We start from the raw sequence: 17737 nt of genomic DNA on the forward strand, positions 1-17737 counted from the left end.
TATTCGGCCCTTGCACGATTATCTGGTCATTCCTGCTGTACTCGATCATCTGTGCAATCAGATCGACTTGTCAGTTTTTGCTGAATTATCCGAGGTATTAAATGGAAAAACGTAGACCTGGTCGTCCGGTCGGACGTTCTGACATTCGTGACAAGTTGCTCTCTGCTGCCCGTGAGCGTTTTCTCAACACCCCCTACAGCAAGGTGACGACCCGTGAGATCGCCGAGCTGGCCGGCTCCAATCTGGCGATGATCCACTACTACTTCGGCAGCAAAGAGGGTCTCTACAAGGCGGTGCTGGGCGATGTGGCCGAGCCGCTGGATCAAGCCTGGCACGATGAGGCCGGCAACCGCAGCCTCAACGATCTGCTCAACACCTACTATCAGGTGATGGCGCCCAACAGCGAGCTGACCTCCGCCATCTCCAGTGCATTATCGACCGAGAAGAGTCCAGGTCGGGATTTTGTGCTGAACCGCCTGCTGGAACGCCAGCTGCCCCAGTTCGATGCCTTGCTGGAGTCCATGAAGAACAACGGCGAGCTGGGTGACAATCTGGATCCCGAGATGCTGAAGATCTCCTTCCTCAGCATGATGTGGCAACCGTTCGTGATGAAGGATCTCTACGAGCAGGTGTTTGGCCTGACCGTGGATGAACACTTCATGGCCCGCCTGGCGGATCACAACTGCCGTCTGATGGAAAACGGTCTGCGCGGCACCCTGAACTGATCATTTGCCACCTGGACAGCAAAAAGGGCCATTCGGCCCTTTTTTCATAAATCTGTTATCCCACGTTCAACCAAGTGTCACCCCGTCGTCCTAGTCTGCTTCAAGACTTCAGGGAAGGAGGGGTTATGAACAAGATCCAGCAATGGGACCTGCAGGTGTGCCGTATCTGCCTGCTGCACGCCTACAACCGACCACAGGCCAGGGTCAGCAGGCTCATCTCTCGTACCGGTGATGGTCCCCTTTACGCCGTGCTGGCGGCCCTGCTCTGGTGGCAGGGGGAGGCCGAGCGCGAGCTGGTGAAGCTGGCGCTGCTCGCCTTCGCCTTCGAGTTGCCGCTCTACCTGCTGCTGAAAAACCTGCTCAAACGCCAGCGCCCGGCGGGGCTGCCGGTCTTCATCACCCCTTCCGATCGCTACAGCCTGCCCTCCGGTCATACCGCCGCCGCTTTTCTGATGGCAACCGTGCTGGCCGCCAGCTTCCCGCTCTGGGCCCCCTTGCTGTTTGTCTGGGCCGCGCTGGTGGGGGCGTCCCGTCTGCTGCTCGGGGTGCACTATCTGAGCGATCTGGTGGCCGGCGCCCTGCTCGGTGGTGGCTGCGCCCTGCTGGCGCTCGGCTGGGGCCAATGATGAGGATCCTGTTCGGGGTACAGGGCACCGGCAACGGTCACATCAGCCGCAGTCGTACCCTGGCGCGGGCGCTGCGAGCCCGTGGTCTGGAGGTGGACTATCTGTTCAGCGGTCGCCCTGCGGACGGTTACTTCGAAATGGCTGAATTCGGCGATTATCGTGCCTTTCCCGGCATCACCTTCGTCAGCCACGAGGGGGCCATTTCGGGCTGGCGAACCCTCAAGGGGCTCTCGCCGCTGCGCTTCTGGCGCGACATGCGGGCACTCGACTGCCGCGACTACGATCTCGTCATCAGCGATTTCGAGCCGATCAGTGCCCACGCCGCCCGCCGCTGGGGCAAGCCGAGTCTCACCATCAGCCACCAGGCGAGCTTCGACTGGCCCATTCCGCGCTGGGGGGAGAGCGGCTTCAACCGTCAGCTGATGCGCCACTTTGCGCCAGTGCGCCAGGCGCTCGGGTTGCACTGGTTTCACTTCGGTCAGCCCTTGCTGCCACCCATCATAGACGCCATCCCGCCTGCCCCCGACAATCAGCAGATCCTGGTCTACCTGCCGTTTGAGCAGACCGAGGCGATCGCAGCGCTGCTGTCGCGCTTCAACCAGCAACGCTTTGTCTGCTTTCATCCGGCCATTCGCAGTGCCAGCCAGTGGCGCAACATAGCGTTCGAGCCGCAGGCGAGGGAGGGGTTCAAGCAGATGCTGGCCGGCTGTCGCGGGGTCATCACCAACGGTGGCTTCGAACTCGCCTCGGAGGCGCTCTCCCTTGGCAAGAAACTGTTGGTCAAGCCGCTGGGGGGGCAGTTCGAGCAGCTGACCAACAGCAAGACCCTGGAGCTGATGGGGCTGGCCCGTCTGATGGATGCGCTCGATGCCAACGCGGTGCGGGCCTGGCTGGATGCCGCCGCCCCTGGCCAGATTATCTACCCAGATGTTGCCAATGAGCTGGCGGGCTGGCTGGCGGATGGAGCGCAGGAGAGCGTGCCGGCGCTCTCTCGCCGGCTGTGGGCTCGCACCTTGTTTCCGGAAGAGGTGTGCGATCGGCTGAGCGAGCTGGAGGGGGGCAGCCCGCTAAACAGCAGTTGGTTATCGCAAGTGAGCGCCTTTGACTAGACTGAGAGGGATCCCACCAAGGAGAGGACGGACACCATGCGCTTTACCAATGAAAACGGCGACACCATGAATCTGGCGGACAATCTCACCCTGCACGAGCTGCTGGACATGGGGGTAAGTATCTCGGTCTGCGAGGAGACGGATCCGGATCAGCAGATCTGGCTGGCGGAGCCGGAAGAGGATCACTGATCCCCTGCCAGGCTTGCGGGCCCACCCTGGCGGTGGGCTTATTTTTTTCCATTCAGGGCGACCGTGGCAGCATGATCCGCTGGTCATTCCCTCAACTCCCCCGCATTGTCCCCGCCCTTTTTCTCAAGTCACTGAATGTTAATAGCTGTTTGAAATTTATGACTGTTCTGGTCAGACAAAGCCGTGGACAAGCGTTCACAAGCGGGTTAAGTTGGTTTTTCACCCGCTTTTCGGGTGAATGATGGAAAAAACCTATTTTTCTACTATCGACAGCGCCGAACTCGCCGTGTCCGTATTCAGACAACAACAATGCACGGACCGGCGGTGCCGGGAAGCAGCGGACTGCCGATAGCTTTCGCTTAACGGAGCAAAGCCTGGAGGGCTTTATCATGGAGATGTTATCAGGCGCCCAGATGGTGGTTAGAGCGCTGGAAGATCAGGGAGTTGAGCACGTTTTCGGCTACCCTGGTGGCTCAGTGCTCGACATCTATGACGCTCTCTTTGAAAACGGCAAGATGGAGCATGTCCTGGTGCGGCACGAGCAGGCCGCGGTGCACATGGCGGACGGTTACGCCCGCTCCACCGGCAAGGTGGGCACTGTGCTGGTGACCTCGGGTCCTGGCGCCACCAACTGCATTACGGGGATCGCGACTGCCTACATGGACTCCATCCCCCTGGTGATCCTGTCCGGCCAGGTGCCGACCAGCATGATCGGGGAGGATGCATTCCAGGAGACCGACATGATCGGCATCTCCCGCCCGGTGGTGAAGCACAGCTTCCTGTGCAAGAAGGCCAGCGATATTCCCGACGCCATCAAGAAGGCCTACTACATTGCTGCCAGCGGCCGCCCGGGGCCGGTGGTGGTGGATCTGCCCAAAGACGTGCAGAACCCGAAAGAGAAGTTTCCCTATCAGTATCCCGAGACGGTTGCCCTGCGTTCCTACAATCCGACCAAGTCGGGCCACAAGGGGCAGATCAAGCGGGCCGCCAAGCTGCTGGTGGAGGCCGAGCGCCCGGTGATGTACGTCGGCGGCGGCGCCATCAATGCCAATGCGGATCACCTGGTGACCAAGCTGGCGGAGCTGTTGAACCTGCCGGTGACCACTACCCTGATGGGGCTGGGGGCCTTCTCCGGCACCCATCCGCAATTCATCGGCATGCTGGGCATGCACGGCACCTTCGAAGCGAACAAGACCATGCACAACGCGGATCTGATCTTCGCCGTGGGTGCCCGCTTCGATGACCGCGTCACCAACAACGTGGCCAAGTTCTGCCCCAACGCCACCATAGTCCACATCGACATCGATCCCACCTCCATCTCCAAGACGGTGCAGGCCCACGTGCCCATCGTCGGCTCGGTGGAAACCGTGCTGGAGCAGATGCTGGAAGTGATCCGCGAGTGTGGTTTCGACAACGACAAGCAGGTACTGGCGGACTGGTGGAGCCAGATCGGCCAGTGGCGCTCACGCAACTGCCTGGCCTACGAGACCCACCCCACCCTGATCAAGCCGCAGCAGGTGATCGAGACCCTCTACAAGGTGACCAAGGGGGAGGCGTTCGTGGCCTCCGACGTGGGCCAGCATCAGATGTTTGCCGCCCTCTACTACCCGTTTGCCAAGCCGCGCCAGTGGATCAACTCAGGTGGTCTCGGCACCATGGGGTTCGGCATTCCGGCCGCCATGGGCGCCCAGTTTGCCAACCCGGATGCGGTGGTCTGCTGCGTCACCGGCGACGGTTCGGTGCAGATGAACATTCAGGAGCTCTCCACCTGCATGCAGTACGGGGTGCCCATCAAGATCATCTCCATCAACAACCGAGCGCTGGGCATGGTCAAGCAGTGGCAGAAGATGTTCTACGGCGGTCGCCACAGTCACTCCTACATGGAGTCGCTGCCGGACTTCGTCAAACTGGCGGAAGCCTATGGCCATGTCGGCATCGCGGTGAGCGATCCGGCCGAGCTGGAGAGCGCCATGGAGAAGGCCTTTGCCATGAAGGATCGGCTGGTGTTCATGGACATCTCGGTCGACCCGGATGAACACGTTTATCCGATGCAGATAAAGTTCGGCGCCATGGACGAGATGTGGTTGAGCAAGACGGAGAGAACCTGATGAGACACATCATTTCAGTACTGCTGGAAAACGAATCCGGCGCCCTGAGCCGGGTGGTGGGCCTCTTCTCCCAGCGCGGCTACAACATCGAAACCCTGACGGTGGCCCCCACCGAGGATCCCACCCTGTCACGGATGACCATCGTCACCATGGGTGACGAGCGGGTGCTGGAGCAGATCCAGAAGCAGTTGCACAAGCTGGTGGACGTGCTCAAGGTATGCGACCTGAGCGAGGGTGAGCACATCGAGCGGGAGATTGCGCTGGTCAAGGCGCGTGCCGCCGGTGGGGCCCGTGACGAGCTGAAACGGCTGGCGGATATCTTCCGCGGCCAGATCGTCGACGTCACCCCCGAGCTCTACACGGTGCAGCTGGTGGGTACCAGCGACAAGCTGGATGCCTTCATCAAGACGGCGGCCCAGACCAACGAGATCATCGAAGTGGTGCGTTCCGGTGTCTGTGGTATCTCCCGTGCCGATAAATCTCTGCGTCCCTGAGCCGGTAGCTGGCGGGTTTGTTGTCCAAAGGGGCTCCTCGGAGCCCCTTTTTCATGGGCGCAAAGCGCGGCCGAGTCTGTCATTTTCTTTCAAATGATCGGTAAACTATCCACAAAAGCTGTGGAAAAGTCTGTAGATTAGCGGTGTGTCTGACGTTAGTGTGCTGATCTTAAAGAAGTATTTGGATCTGATCTCGGCTGGGGCGCAATTGTGCAATCGCCTCTGGCGGGTGTGAGCGTTTGCTTATCTCGCCGCCCTTGCCGGGCTGGCCTCTGAACGAGAAGACGGGATCCGTGCTGGATCCTGATTTGATCTCGCGGATCAACATCTGCCCGTCAGCCATAAAAAAACCCGCCTTGCGGCGGGTTTTTCAACAGGGATAAGCTCGGTCGATTACTCGGCCTGGGCTGCCTGGATACCGGTCAGGGCGATGGTGTAGACGATGTCGTCCACCAGGGCGCCACGGGAGAGGTCGTTGACCGGCTTGCGCATGCCTTGCAGCATCGGGCCGATGGAGACCAGGTCAGCGGAACGCTGCACCGCCTTGTAGGTGGTGTTGCCGGTGTTCAGGTCCGGGAACACGAACACGGTGGCTTTACCTGCAACCGGTGAGTTCGGTGCCTTGGACTTGGCCACGTTCTCCATGATGGCCGCATCGTACTGCAGCGGGCCGTCGATGATGAGGTCGGGACGCTTGGCCTTGGCCAGCTCGGTGGCTTCACGCACTTTCTCTACATCGGCGCCGGCGCCGGAGGTGCCGGTGGAGTAGGAGATCATGGCGACGCGCGGCTCGATGCCGAAGGCGGCAGCGGAGTCGGCGGACTGGATGGCGATCTCGGCCAGCTGTTCGGCAGTGGGATCCGGGTTGATCGCGCAGTCACCGTAGACCAGTACCTGGTCCGGCAGCAGCATGAAGAAGATGGAGGAGATCAGGGAAGAGCCCGGAGCGGTCTTGATGATCTGCATCGGCGGACGGATGGTGTTGGCAGTGGTATGCACTGCGCCGGATACCAGGCCGTCAACTTCATTGCGCTCCAGCATCATGGTACCCAGTACCACGTTGTCTTCCAGCTGCTCGCGGGCAACCACTTCGGTCATGCCCTTGTTCTTGCGCAGTTCGACCAGACGAGCCACATAGCGCTCGCGCACGGCAACCGGATCGATGATCTCGACGCGGTCGGTCAGTACCACGCCCTGCTGTTCGGCAACGCGACGGATCTCTTCCGGGTTGCCCAGCAGGACCGGACGGGCGATGCCACGCTCGGCACAGATGGCGGCAGCCTTGATGGTCCGCGGCTCTTCCCCTTCCGGTAGCACGACGCGCTTGTTGGCCTGACGGGCCAGTTCGGTCAGCTGGTAGCGGAAAGCCGGCGGGCTCAGGCGACGGGAACGGGTGGACTTGGCGGAGAGAGACTCGATCCAGTGCTTGTCGATGTGGCCGGCCACATAGTCCTGCACCAGCTCGATCCGCTCGCGGTCATCTTCCGGAATGTCGACGTTGAAGTTTTGCAGGCTGACGGCGGTCTGCCAGGTGTTGGTGCCGGTGATCATGATCGGCAGGCCGGTGGCCATGGCCTGTTGGCACAGTGCCATCACCTGCGGTTCCGGATGGTAGTTGCCGGTCAGCAGCAGGGCACCCAGCTTGACGCCGTTCATGGCGGACAGGCAGGCGGAGACGATGACGTCGGAACGGTCGCCGGAAGTGACCAGCAGGCTGCCCGGGCGGAAGTGCTCGATCATGTTGTGGATGGAGCGGGCACAGAAGGTCACGGTCTGCAGGCGACGGCTGTCCAGCTCACCCTTGTGCAGGATCTTAGCGGCCAGGTGCTTGGCGAGATCCTTGGCGCGCGGGGCGATCAGCTGGGTATTCCAGGGGATGCAGCCGAGGATGCGCAGCGGGCTCTTGCCAAATACCTGCAGCACTTCCAGGTTATGGGCGGCGTCGGAGGTGTGGTGGTGGGCCTCGAACATCTCGGTCAGGTCGGGGCGGGTCACGCCATGCTCGTCAACCGGTGCTCCCACCTTGTTGATCACGCAGCCAACGATACGGGGGTTGTTGACGCCACCGAAGTTGGAGCAGGCCAGCTCGATGCGCTCTTTCAGCTTCTGGCTAGAGTCGTTGCCCGGATGGGTCACGAATACCATGTCGGCGTCCAGCGCCTTGGCAACGTCGTAGTTCAGCTTGTTGGCAAACGGCTGCTTGTCGGTCGGCACCATGCCTTCGATGACCAGTACTTCGGCACCGCTGGCCTTCACGTGTTCTTCGAAGCGGGCCACGATCTCTTCCAGCAGAATGTCGGTGTTGCTGGAGGTGATCATGTTCTCGGCGTAGGAGAGGGCGAACGGCTCGGGCGGGTTGATGTTGGCAGCGGCGCGGATCACGGCGGTGGAGCGCTCGGTACCGGTTTCACCCGGACGCGGCTGAGCGACCGGTTTGAAGAAGCTGACATTGACACCGTGACGCTCCATGGCGCGAACAACGCCAAGACTCACAGAAGTTACGCCGACACCAGTGCCGACCGGGATAAGCATAATAGTGCGTGCCACTTTATACCCCTTGTTCATTTTTGGGATCAGGAAAAGGCCGCCCTTGGGCGGCCTTGCTCTACAGCGAAATTATGCGCCAACCAGTTCCAGCGCGTCATGGGCGATGACCCACTCTTCGTTGGTCGGGATAACCAGGGCTTTGGTGGAACCAGCCTTGGTGATCTCGCCACCCTTGCCGAAACGAGCCTTCAGGTTGGCGTCGTGATCGACGTCGAAGCCCAGCAGACCCAGCTTGTTCAGGGTGATTTCACGGATCGGGGCGGAGTTTTCACCGATACCACCGGTGAAGACCACGGCGTCCAGACGACCGTCCATGGCGGCGGCGTAGGCGCCGATGTACTTGGCCAGGCGATAGCAGTAAACGTCCATGGCACGCTTGGCTTCTTCTTTGCTGTCGTAGTTGTCTTCAACGAAACGGCAGTCAGAAGTCACTTCGGTCAGACCCTGCAGGCCGGACTCTTTGGTCAGCATGGTGTTGATGTCGGCCACGCTCATGCCCAGTTTGTCGTGCAGGAAGAAGATGATGGCCGGATCGATGTCACCGGAACGGGTACCCATCACCAGGCCTTCCAGCGGGGTCAGGCCCATGGAGGTGTCGACGGATTTGCCGTTCTTGATGGCGCAGACGGAACCGCCGTTGCCCAGGTGGCAGTTGATGATGTTGAGCTCTTCCACCGGCTTGTTCAGCTGCTTGGCGGCTTCCAGGCTGATGTAGTAGTGGCTGGTGCCGTGGGCGCCGTAGCGACGGATGCCGTTCTCTTTGTAGAGCTTGTACGGCAGGGCGTACAGGAAGGCTTCTTCCGGCATGCTCTGGTGGAACGCGGTGTCGAACACGGCAACGTTCTTCTCGGCCAGCGCCGGGAACACGCGACGGGCTTCACGGATACCGATCAGGTGAGCCGGGTTGTGCAGCGGCGCGTACGGTACGGCGGCTTCGATGCCAGCGATGACGTCGTCGCAGATGCGCACGGAGGAGGTGAAGCGCTCACCGCCGTGTACCACACGGTGGCCGATGGCGATCAGGTTCTTGGACAGCTCCGGGTTGAGCGGCAGGATCTTGTTGACGATGTAGTCCAGCGCTTCCTGGTGAGCGGCACCGGCGCCCAGATCGGCACTGCCTTTCTCACCGTTCAGTTTCCACTTGATGCGGGCGTCGTCGAGGTTGAAGCACTCGGCCAGGCCGGACAGCAGGTCATCACCGGTGGTTGCGTCAATGACAGCAAACTTCAGGGACGAGCTGCCACAGTTAAGAACAAGAACCAGCTTACTCATGAATAAATCCTATCGCAGATTGGGTTGTGTAGGAGGATGCGTTGGACGAGCCGTGTCCAAAAACTTTCAACTTATCCTTATGAGGGTTGGCAATCTGTTGCTTGCCCCTTGTATAGTGATACAAGACCCGAAATCCAGACGTCCCTGACAGCGCAACGGCAGGCCGTTGGCGCAAAAATTGGGCGTACAAAGGATAACCCGATTGTTGAAAAATAACAAAGTCATCCTCAACCTTTGTTATTTCGCATCAAATATTGTCGTGGTTTTGCCGTTAATACGTTCAAAAAGAGCTCGGAGGTAGCATGAGCATGAACATTTTTGGAACTAAGTTACAGCAAGGCCGTCATTATATGACCCTTTGGCCCCGCCGTCCCGAGCTTAATTCCATGTTCCCGGAGAATAGGGTGATCAAGGCCACCGAGTTCGCCCTCAAGGTCATCCCGGCACTGGCGGTGCTCAGCGTCATGCTGCAGTTCCAGTTTGGCGAGCTGCACTACTGGCCTTCCGTCATGACCTCGGTGCTGTTTCTGCTCAGCCTGCCGCTGCAGGGCTACTACTGGCTCGGTCAGCGCGCCGATACCCGGCTGCCGCCCTCCCTTGCCAGCTGGTATCGCGAGATCAACGGCAAGATGAACGAGCAGGGCGGTCGTCGCCAACTGGTGGCCCAGCCCAGATACGAAGAGCTGGCCGATACCCTCAACGCCGCCTTCAAGCAGCTGGACAAATCCTTCCTCTACGAGTGAGGCCTGTGGCCCATTACTCGGACCAAGGCGCCTCGCGGCGCCTTTTTCATGCCTATCAGGCCGCCAGGACCTTGCGGATCTCCTGAATGGAGAGCTTGTACTGACGCGGGCACTGGCGCCAGACTGTCAGCATGCGCTGGTACTTGTCGCGCATGGCGATGTCGCTGGAGAGCTCGTCGCACGGGCACTTGAGCTCGGGGAAGCGCTTGTCCACCTCCAGCAGGAAGCAGACGTAGTCGGCCAGCTCCCGCTCCTGGCTGCGGCTGTAGCCATTGAACTCCAGCCGGCTGGCATTGATTTCGCTCTGATCGGCCGTTTCCAGGTTGCCCCAGGAGATGGCCAGTGCATGGTGCAGTTCCAGGGTGTCGATCACCTCCTGGCAGGTGGCCAGATCCAGATGGCCGAAGCTCTTCTCCAGTTCGAGGATCTGCAGGCAGTAGCCGCGTTCGATGATGGTACTGGCCCGCTGGTAAAACGCCGCCTTTTCCGGATTGAGTTTGGCCAGGATCTCGTACTGGTTGCTCAGGATCAGACGTTCGGTGTGGCTCATGTTCATGGGCTTTTCTCACTGGAAAATGAAACTGGGGCCACGTTAACCCATATATAAGATGAATTTTTTGATCTGGCAGGGGAGGTTGGCGAGATAGCGGGGCGGGAAATCAACGTCGGCCCCGGCTGGTTAATTAAATGTAACGGCTGGCGGCTTGCTTTCTGGCTCGCTGGCGCAACAATAAGGGCGTCATTTGGCCTGTGCCGAAAGACCCGTCACCAAGGCATCCCATCGTGGATGCAAGCCGGCGCCTTCATGACAAACGAGAACGTCGCCGCCAGTCATTTTCCTGGCAGGCGAGCCGAAGGACCGGGCATCGAGCCTCCAGCCCGCAACGCGAGGCAGGCAACGACATGCGAATAGAAAAAGGGCCTGCGCTTGCAGGCCCTTTCCATATAGGCAGTACCGGTATCTGGGGTTCAGCCCTTGAGCAGGTCGAGTACCACCTGATGGTGATCGCTGGTCTTGAACTTGTCGAAGCGGTGGGCAATTTTGCCCTCTTCGTCGATGAGGAAGCTCAGCCGGTGGATACCGTCATACTCCTTGCCCATGAACTTCTTCGGGCCCCAGACGCCAAACGCATCGGCCACCGCATGATCTTCATCGGCCAGCAGGCGGAAGTTCAGGTTGTCGCGCTCCTCGAATTTTTTCAGCCGCTTGGCCGGATCCGGGCTGATGCCGAGCACCACCACATTGAGGGCGGCCAGCTCGGCGTTGACGTCGCGCAGGCCACAAGCCTGGGTGGTGCAGCCCGGGGTCATCGCCTTGGGATAGAAGTAGATGAGCACTTTTTTGCCGCGCAGGTCGGCAAGGCGTACCTGGTTGCCGTCCTGATCGGACAGGGAAAAATCGGGGGCCAGGCTGCCAGCGGATAAAGGTTGCATGGGATCTCCTTGGATGAGCCGTCAGGCGTGTTTGTGATTGACGATGAATTCGAACGATTCTGCGCCCAGTTCACGACAGAATCCGGCGAAGGCCGTCTGTGAGCCGGCCGCCTCTCCCTGTTTGGCCAGATTGAGCTGAAAGCTGGCCTTGAGCAGGTTGAACGGCTGCTGTTCCAGGGTGATGGTCTGCATGGCCTGGATGTCCCAGCCGTGATCGCTGAAGAACTGGGTGCACTGGCTTACGATGCCCGGCTGGTCCCGGATCAGGATCTCGGCGTTGGCGCTGATATCGTATTGCAGCGACTGGTGGCGTTCGGTGCGCTTCATCATGGTGATGAGGTCCCACTCCTGGCTGCGCAGGGGCAGGCTTATCTCGAGCTGCATCAGGCTGTTCCAGTCACCGGACAGCAGCATGATGAAGGTGAATTCATTGCCGAAGATGCCAAGACGGCTGTCGACAATGTTGCAGCCACACCCACTGACGTGGCGGGTGACCTCATTGACGATGCCAGGCCTGTCCGTGCCGATGGCCGTTACGACCAGGTAATGAGTCATAAATCTTCTCTCGTCCATTAGCGGGTTGCGAATGTGGATGCAGTGGCATAGCCCGGAACGGGCTGGCCATGGGCCACTGCCAGCGATCCTGCATGGCAACCTTGTTGAGAATCTCGTTGCAACAAGCACGGTATCGGGGTGTCACGACCAGCGTCCGGCGTGTTCCACCGCGGCTCGCGCAGTGCGGTTTTTGCCGGATGGTAACACGGCTTGCCCCTGGCCTCCCTTGTTTTTCCAAGGGGGCAGCTTTACCATAACGCCCCTGAAAATCGGGAGAAATATCCATGTTGCGCGGTAGTATTGTTGCCCTCGTTACCCCCATGCTGGCTTCAGGCGAAGTCGATTGGGCCAGTCTGGCCACTCTGGTCGACTATCATGTCAGCGCTGGGACCAGCGCCATCGTGGCGGTCGGGACCACGGGGGAGTCGGTGACCCTGAGCGAGCAGGAGCACATCGCCGTCGTGGAGAAAACCGTGGCGCTGGCCGCCGGACGCATTCCGGTCATCGCCGGTTGTGGCTCCAACAATACCGCCCATGCCATCGCCCTGGCCAAGCGCTTCGCCGAAACCGGCGTGGTGGCGGGTCTCTCGGTCACCCCCTATTACAACAAACCCACCCAGGAAGGCCTCTATCGTCACTATTGTGCGATCGCCGAGGCTAGTGGTCTGCCCCAAATTCTTTATAATGTGCCCGGTCGTACCGGTTGCGATCTCAAACCTGAGACGGTAGCCAGACTGGCCAAGGTGCCCGGCATCATAGGCCTGAAAGAGGCGACCGGGGATCTGAGCCGTACGCCGCTGCTGCGCGAGCTGTGCGGCGCACAATTCGCGCTTTATAGTGGCGATGATGCCAGTGGATGTGATTTCATGCTGCAAGGCGGGGACGGAGTCATTTCGGTCACCACCAATATTGCAGCGGCCCAGATGGCCGACATGTGTCGTGCTGCGCTGGCCGGTGATGCCGGACGAGCGCACGACATCAACAATCGATTGATGCCGTTGCATCAGACTCTGTTCTGCGAACCGAGTCCTATCCCCGTGAAGTGGGCCTGTGCCCAGCTGGGATTGATTGCGACGGCCACCTTGCGCCTGCCGCTCACCGACCTCACCCCCGAGGGCGAACAGGCGATGGCGCGAGCACTGACGACTGCGGAGTTGATGGCGAGTGTTTAAAGCAAATGGAAAGGGAAATGCAGTGCGCCTGGTGCTGAGTGTGGCGACCGTTGCCGTGCTGGCAGCCTGTAGCTCACCCCAGGAACGCAAGATGGCCAACCGTGGTTTCGAGTACGAGGATGCCCGCCTTGAAGGCCGTGCGTTTCTGGTGCCGGCCGGGTTGAATACCCCCGCCTTTAACAGCAGTTTCGACATTCCGGCCCTGCCCGAGAGCAGCCGTGACGGTGCGCTGGGTGCCAAGGTTGACGTGCGTCCACCCGCCCAGCTGCTGACCGTGGTACCGGGCAGCCAGGTGGTGGCCAATGCTGGCGAACCCACCATGGCCTTCTACGCCCTCAGCACCTCCCAGAGCGTGGAGCGCGATACTTGGGCCTTCCTGATGAACTTCCTCGCCCACTACAAGGTCACCACCGAGAAGCTGGACCAGCAGGCCGGCGTGCTGCAGACCGGCTGGTTTGACAACACCAAGGCGCTCGACGGCTGGAGTGAAGAGGACGATGACTTCGTCATTCGCCAGCGCTACCAGTTCACCCTGCGCAACGATCCACAGCGCCACGCCGTCAACATGTCGGTACGGGTGCTGGATCATGAAGAGACCGTCGATGGCGAGACCAGCAAGGAGCTGACCCCGGCGGATGCCCAGCGCTACGCGACCCGGGCCCTCAACCAGTTCTCGCTCTACTACGACAAGCAGCTCAAGTCCCGCGAACAGCACAAGGCCAACGATGGCATGGGGCTGGAACTGGGTCTGGACAACAACGAGCTGAGCGCCTGGATCGTCGATGGTTCGTTTGATCAGGTGTGGCGCCGTCTCAATCAGGTGTTGCCGGCCTACGGTTTCACCATCAAGGATACCCAGCAGTCGCTGGGCTGGATCGACGTGGAGTACGACGAGCCGGGCAGCGAATTCTGGAAGGCCAAGGGCAGCGAGCCGTTCAAGCTGGACGAAGACAAGTATCGCTTCCAGCTTGGCGAGATGGCGGGGGGCAAGACCTCCATCACCCTGTTCGACAAGGACAAGAAGCCCGTGTCGTCCGGTGTCATCTCCCAGATGTACATCAGTCTGTCCGAGGCATTCGCCAAGGGTCTGGCTGACCAAGCTGCAAAAACAGAATAGAAACAGGGGCCTTGTGCCCCTGTTTTGTTATGTAAACCCCCCACAAACAGGAAGTGTTACTTACCATGAGTCTTGCAGATCAAGTATTGGCGGTGAACGACGATTTGCCGATCCGTACCGATAAACCCGTCCATTCCGGCAAGGTGCGCAGCGTCTACTGGCTGACCGCCGCAGACAGTGCCCGCCTCATCCGCGAGAAGGGTTACGACGTGCCGGCGGATGCGCCGCTCGCCATCATGGTGATCAGTGACCGGATCTCGGCCTTCGACTGCATCTGGCAGGGCGTGGACGGGCTCAACGGCGTGCCGGGCAAAGGGGCTGCGCTCAACGCCATCTCCAGCCACTGGTTCAAGCTGTTCAAGGAGAAGGGGCTGGCCGACAGCCACATCCTGGACATCCCCCATCCCTTCGTCTGGATCGTGCAAAAAGCCCGCCCCGTGATGATCGAGGCGATTGCCCGCCAGTACATCACCGGCTCCATGTGGCGTGCCTACAAGGATGGTGAGCGCGAGTTCTGCGGCATCACCCTGCCGGAAGGGCTGAAGAAAGATCAGAAGCTGCCCGAGATCCTCATCACCCCCTCCACCAAGGGTGTGCTGACCGGGCTGGACGGCGTGCCGGAAGCCGACGACGTCAACGTCTCCCGTGCCGACATCGAGCGCCACTACCGGGGCTTCAACTTCAGCAAGCCGGCCGACATCGACCGCTACGAAGTGCTGCTCAAGGAAGGCTTCAACGTCATCAGTGAGGCGCTGGCCGAGCTGGATCAGATCTTCGTCGACACCAAGTTCGAGTTTGGCTACGTCAATGACGCTGCCGGCAACGAGAAGCTGATCTACATGGATGAAGTAGGCACCCCCGACAGCTCCCGCATCTGGGATGGCGCCGCCCTGCGCGACGGCCAGATCGTCGAGAAGTCGAAAGAGGGTTTCCGCCAGTGGCTGCTCAATCACTTCCCGGATCCGGACATTCTGCTCAACAAGCACCGCATGCCCGAGCGCTTCGCCCTGGCCCGCGACAACAAGTTGCCGACCGAGGTGATGATGGACATCTCCAACACCTATGTGGGGATTGCCGAGAAGATCATCGGTCAGCCGCTGGTACGCAGCGCCAATCCGAAGCAGGAGATTATCGAGGTGCTGCGCGCTCAGTACGGGCTGATCGACTGAAGTACTCCGCCTTTTTTGTTGCCGTAAAAACAAACGTTTGCCATCAGCCAGCTTGCAAGTCGGCATGCTGGCAGCAATGGAACGGGCCCCATCACGGGGCCCGTTTTTGTTGCCGTGCCGGCTGGGCGGCAGCAGGGCGGCGATCAGCCGTTGACCCTGAACACCTGGCCGGTCTGCACCCCCAGTACCGACTTCTGGTAGGCCTGCGCCACCCTGGCGGCGGGCACGGGGACGAAGCCCGGGAAGAAGCTGGCGTATTTATCCATCGACTCCGTCAGCACGGTCGGACTCACCACATTGATGCGCAGACCCCGCGGCAGCTCGCAGGCCGCCGCCTTGACGAAGTGATCGATGGCGCCGTTGATGGTGGTCGCGCTTGCCCCCCAGTTGATGGGCTCCTCGCTCAGGATGCCGCTGATCAGGGTGATGGAGCCCTTGTCGTTCAGGTGGGGTATGGCGGCGCGGGTCAGGTTGATCTGGCCCATCAGCTTGCTCTGAAGTCCCACCTGCCACTGCTCGTCGGTCATCTCGGTGAGAGCGTTGAAGGCCACGCTGCCGCTGGCCACCACCAGCGCATCGAACTGGCCCAGCTTGGCGAATAGCGCCTTGATGGAGGCTGGATCGCGCATGTCGACCGTGGCGTCCCCCTGGCTGTGGCCGACCCGGATCACCTGGTGGTCTTTGGCAAGCAACTCGCTGACGGCGGAGCCGACGGTGCCGGAGGCACCCACAATCACAATCTTCATCTGTTTCACTCCTGGTTGGGATGTGTTGATTCTAGCGCGATGAAAAGGGAGAAAAAGCGCGTAAAATAAACGCATTGTTTCCATATTGGAGCTAATGAATGGACATCTCCCACCTGGCCAGTTTTTACGAGGTGGTGCAAAAGGGCAGTTTCTCGGCCGCAGCCGACAGCCTGGGGGTAAGCAAGGGGATGCTGAGCCGTCACGTCAGCGCGCTGGAAACGACCCTCAATGCCCAGCTGCTGCAGCGCACCACCCGCCGACTCAGCCTCACCGAGGCGGGCCGGACCCTCTATCAGCAGGCCGGCGAGATTTTCGCGCTGGCGCGCCAGGCGGAGCAGGATATCCAGGCGCTGACCGAGGAGGATGGCGGCCGGCTGCGCTTCACCTGCCCGGTCAGTACCGGCGATCGCATGGTGAACGATCTGCTGGCCCGGTTTGCCGAGCTCTGCCCCGGCGTCCAGGTCGAACTCAACTTCACCAACGCCATGATCGACATGAGCCAGGGGGAGCACGACATCGCCCTGCGCGCCATGAGCAGCATTCCCGACAACCTGGTGGCGCTGCCGCTCGGTAGGCTCAAGGACGTGGTGGTGGCCAGCCCGGTTCTGCTGGCGCGGGAGGGGATCCCCGCCACCCCTTATGAGCTGGGCGGACGGCCCTGTCTGCTGCAGGGCCACAACCCGGCCTGGGAGCAGTGGCACTTTCGCAAGGGGGAAGAGGAGGCGCACATCCTGGTGCAGGGCAAGGTGCGGGCCAACCACTACAGTACCGTGCTGCAGCTGGCTCGGGCCGGCATGGGGTACGCCAAGTGCCCGCTGATGCTGGTGGAGCCCTGGCTGGCGCAGGGGGAGCTGGTCACCGTGCTGGCGGAGTGGCAGACCGGGCTGCACCCGCTGCACGTGCTGCACGCCCAGCAGCGGCGGGTGCCGCGCAAGATCCGGCTGTTCAAGCAGGTGTTGGCCCAGTGGTTTGCCGAGCGACCCCACTACCTGCTCTGAGCCCTCGTTATTTTTCTGTCATCTTCGGCTGCTAGCCTGCGCCCATCAACGCGAACAGGAAGATGAGCAAATATGAAGGGTTATTGGTACGGGCGTGGGGTATCGCTGCTGTGGGCTGCGCTGGGCATGAAGATGGTGCTGGGCAGTGCGGTGTGGGCGGCCGTCGAGGTGACGGTGCCGGCGGATTTCCAGATCCTGGGGGTGAGTGCGGGCACGCTGCACGACGAGCAGCATGCCACCCTGCCGGATGGGGAGCAGCAGTTGCTGGTGCGTTATGAAGGGGTGATCCCGAGTCGCAGCAGCAGCGAGAATGACCGCCAGTTGCGCTCCGCGCCGCAGGTGCTGCGCTATCAAGCCAGTCAGCAGCAGGTACGACTGGTAGCCAACTTGCCGAGCGATGAGCGGGGTATGGCGCAGTATGCCGAGTCTCCCGTCATGGGGTTGCAGGCCGGTGGCCAGAGCATTACCAGCCAGCAGGATGCGCTGATCACCAGCGGCATGCTGATAGGGATGGATTGGCGGGCCAAGCTGGTCGAATACAACCAGAGCGCTGGCAAGGCGGCATTGAGCACGGTCGTGCCCGTGACCGCAACGGCCGGTTCGGTTGAACCGGTGGCGGCCAGCGCGCTGGAGGGTCAGTTGCAGCAACTCTTCCTCAAGGCTGACCCCGCGCTGCGCAAGCGCTTTGTCAGCTGGGCCGTGCCGCGACTTTAAGTTTGCGGCCCGTTGCAGT

Annotated in this window: 18 protein-coding genes; 12 read left to right on the forward strand and 6 right to left on the reverse strand. The window is 60.8% G+C overall.

Annotated features, from left to right (window positions below; genetic code table 11):
* Positions 1-101 precede the first annotated feature (101 nt).
* The 6 genes from ACPDZI_RS04105 (at position 102) to ilvN (ending at position 5251) form a co-directional block, all read left to right on the forward strand.
* Positions 102-725, forward strand: a complete 624-nt coding sequence (locus tag ACPDZI_RS04105) for a TetR/AcrR family transcriptional regulator (protein WP_011704823.1) — start codon at positions 102-104, stop codon at positions 723-725.
* Between the two features lie 125 nt (positions 726-850).
* Positions 851-1351, forward strand: a complete 501-nt coding sequence (locus ACPDZI_RS04110; protein WP_076362484.1) for a phosphatase PAP2 family protein — start codon at positions 851-853, stop codon at positions 1349-1351.
* Complete coding sequence (locus ACPDZI_RS04115) at positions 1351-2460, forward strand: MJ1255/VC2487 family glycosyltransferase (RefSeq protein WP_168966435.1); 1110 nt, start codon at positions 1351-1353, stop codon at positions 2458-2460. The genes ACPDZI_RS04110 and ACPDZI_RS04115 overlap by 1 nt, the downstream gene beginning before the upstream one ends.
* A gap of 36 nt (positions 2461-2496) precedes the next feature.
* Positions 2497-2649, forward strand: a complete 153-nt coding sequence (locus ACPDZI_RS04120) for a hypothetical protein (RefSeq protein ID WP_011704826.1) — start codon at positions 2497-2499, stop codon at positions 2647-2649.
* Between the two features lie 389 nt (positions 2650-3038).
* Positions 3039-4757, forward strand: a complete 1719-nt coding sequence (locus tag ACPDZI_RS04125) for an acetolactate synthase 3 large subunit (protein WP_076362482.1) — start codon at positions 3039-3041, stop codon at positions 4755-4757.
* Entirely contained in the window at positions 4757-5251 is a 495-nt protein-coding gene (gene ilvN / locus ACPDZI_RS04130; RefSeq protein ID WP_135320516.1) for an acetolactate synthase small subunit, read from the forward strand. Before ACPDZI_RS04125 ends, ilvN begins: the two co-directional genes overlap by 1 nt.
* Before the next feature lie 393 nt (positions 5252-5644).
* On the opposite strand, the gene pta is transcribed toward ilvN, so the two are convergent.
* Both pta and ACPDZI_RS04140 read right to left on the reverse strand, forming a co-directional pair.
* A complete protein-coding gene (gene pta / locus ACPDZI_RS04135; protein ID WP_017410280.1) occupies positions 5645-7816 on the reverse strand; it encodes a phosphate acetyltransferase in 2172 nt (723 codons plus the stop codon).
* 51 nt (positions 7817-7867) lie between these two features.
* Entirely contained in the window at positions 7868-9070 is a 1203-nt protein-coding gene (locus ACPDZI_RS04140) for an acetate kinase (RefSeq protein ID WP_011704831.1), read from the reverse strand.
* Positions 9071-9372: 302 nt separating this feature from the next.
* Here ACPDZI_RS04140 and yfbV point away from each other — a divergent pair, with 302 nt between their 5' ends.
* On the forward strand, positions 9373-9813 hold the full coding sequence (gene yfbV, locus ACPDZI_RS04145; RefSeq protein ID WP_011704832.1) for a terminus macrodomain insulation protein YfbV: 441 nt from the start codon (positions 9373-9375) through the stop codon (positions 9811-9813).
* A 55-nt stretch (positions 9814-9868) separates the two neighbouring features.
* Here the strand turns inward: yfbV and ACPDZI_RS04150 are convergent, their stop codons facing one another.
* The 3 genes from ACPDZI_RS04150 to ACPDZI_RS04160 all read right to left on the reverse strand — a co-directional run bounded on the left by ACPDZI_RS04150 (position 9869) and on the right by ACPDZI_RS04160 (position 11802).
* Positions 9869-10369: a YfbU family protein gene (locus ACPDZI_RS04150; protein WP_257688700.1), complete on the reverse strand. Its 501-nt coding sequence runs from the start codon at positions 10367-10369 to the stop codon at positions 9869-9871.
* A gap of 413 nt (positions 10370-10782) precedes the next feature.
* A complete protein-coding gene (bcp, locus tag ACPDZI_RS04155) occupies positions 10783-11247 on the reverse strand; it encodes a thioredoxin-dependent thiol peroxidase (RefSeq protein WP_076362480.1) in 465 nt (154 codons plus the stop codon).
* Positions 11248-11268: 21 nt separating this feature from the next.
* Positions 11269-11802 carry a glycine cleavage system protein R gene (locus ACPDZI_RS04160; RefSeq protein WP_016349586.1) on the reverse strand — a complete coding sequence of 178 codons (534 nt, stop codon included), beginning with the start codon at positions 11800-11802 and terminating at the stop codon, positions 11269-11271.
* A gap of 284 nt (positions 11803-12086) precedes the next feature.
* Between ACPDZI_RS04160 and dapA the strand changes: the two genes are divergently transcribed.
* The 3 genes from dapA (at position 12087) to ACPDZI_RS04175 (ending at position 15260) form a co-directional block, all read left to right on the forward strand.
* Positions 12087-12974, forward strand: coding sequence for a 4-hydroxy-tetrahydrodipicolinate synthase (dapA, locus tag ACPDZI_RS04165; protein ID WP_049047592.1), 888 nt, complete (start codon positions 12087-12089; stop codon positions 12972-12974).
* Positions 12967-14091 (forward strand): outer membrane protein assembly factor BamC, encoded by a 1125-nt coding sequence (bamC, locus tag ACPDZI_RS04170; protein WP_438834066.1) that lies wholly within the window; start codon positions 12967-12969, stop codon positions 14089-14091. The genes dapA and bamC overlap by 8 nt, the downstream gene beginning before the upstream one ends.
* 65 nt (positions 14092-14156) lie before the next feature.
* The gene (locus ACPDZI_RS04175; RefSeq protein WP_438834067.1) at positions 14157-15260 is read left to right on the forward strand and encodes a phosphoribosylaminoimidazolesuccinocarboxamide synthase; all 1104 of its coding nucleotides are present in this window, start codon (positions 14157-14159) and stop codon (positions 15258-15260) included.
* Positions 15261-15403: 143 nt separating this feature from the next.
* Here ACPDZI_RS04175 and ACPDZI_RS04180 read toward each other — a convergent pair whose 3' ends face one another.
* On the reverse strand, positions 15404-16006 hold the full coding sequence (locus tag ACPDZI_RS04180) for a short chain dehydrogenase (RefSeq protein ID WP_016349590.1): 603 nt from the start codon (positions 16004-16006) through the stop codon (positions 15404-15406).
* 98 nt (positions 16007-16104) lie between these two features.
* On the opposite strand from ACPDZI_RS04180, the gene ACPDZI_RS04185 reads away from it, so the two are divergent.
* Together ACPDZI_RS04185 and ACPDZI_RS04190 are read left to right on the forward strand one after the other, a co-directional pair.
* The gene (locus ACPDZI_RS04185) at positions 16105-17004 is read left to right on the forward strand and encodes a LysR family transcriptional regulator (RefSeq protein ID WP_438834068.1); all 900 of its coding nucleotides are present in this window, start codon (positions 16105-16107) and stop codon (positions 17002-17004) included.
* A gap of 72 nt (positions 17005-17076) precedes the next feature.
* Entirely contained in the window at positions 17077-17718 is a 642-nt protein-coding gene (locus tag ACPDZI_RS04190) for a DUF2057 domain-containing protein (RefSeq protein WP_438834069.1), read from the forward strand.
* Positions 17719-17737 lie beyond the last annotated feature (19 nt).

This window comes from Aeromonas oralensis (assembly GCF_049665575.1).
GTDB lineage: Bacteria > Pseudomonadota > Gammaproteobacteria > Enterobacterales > Aeromonadaceae > Aeromonas > Aeromonas hydrophila.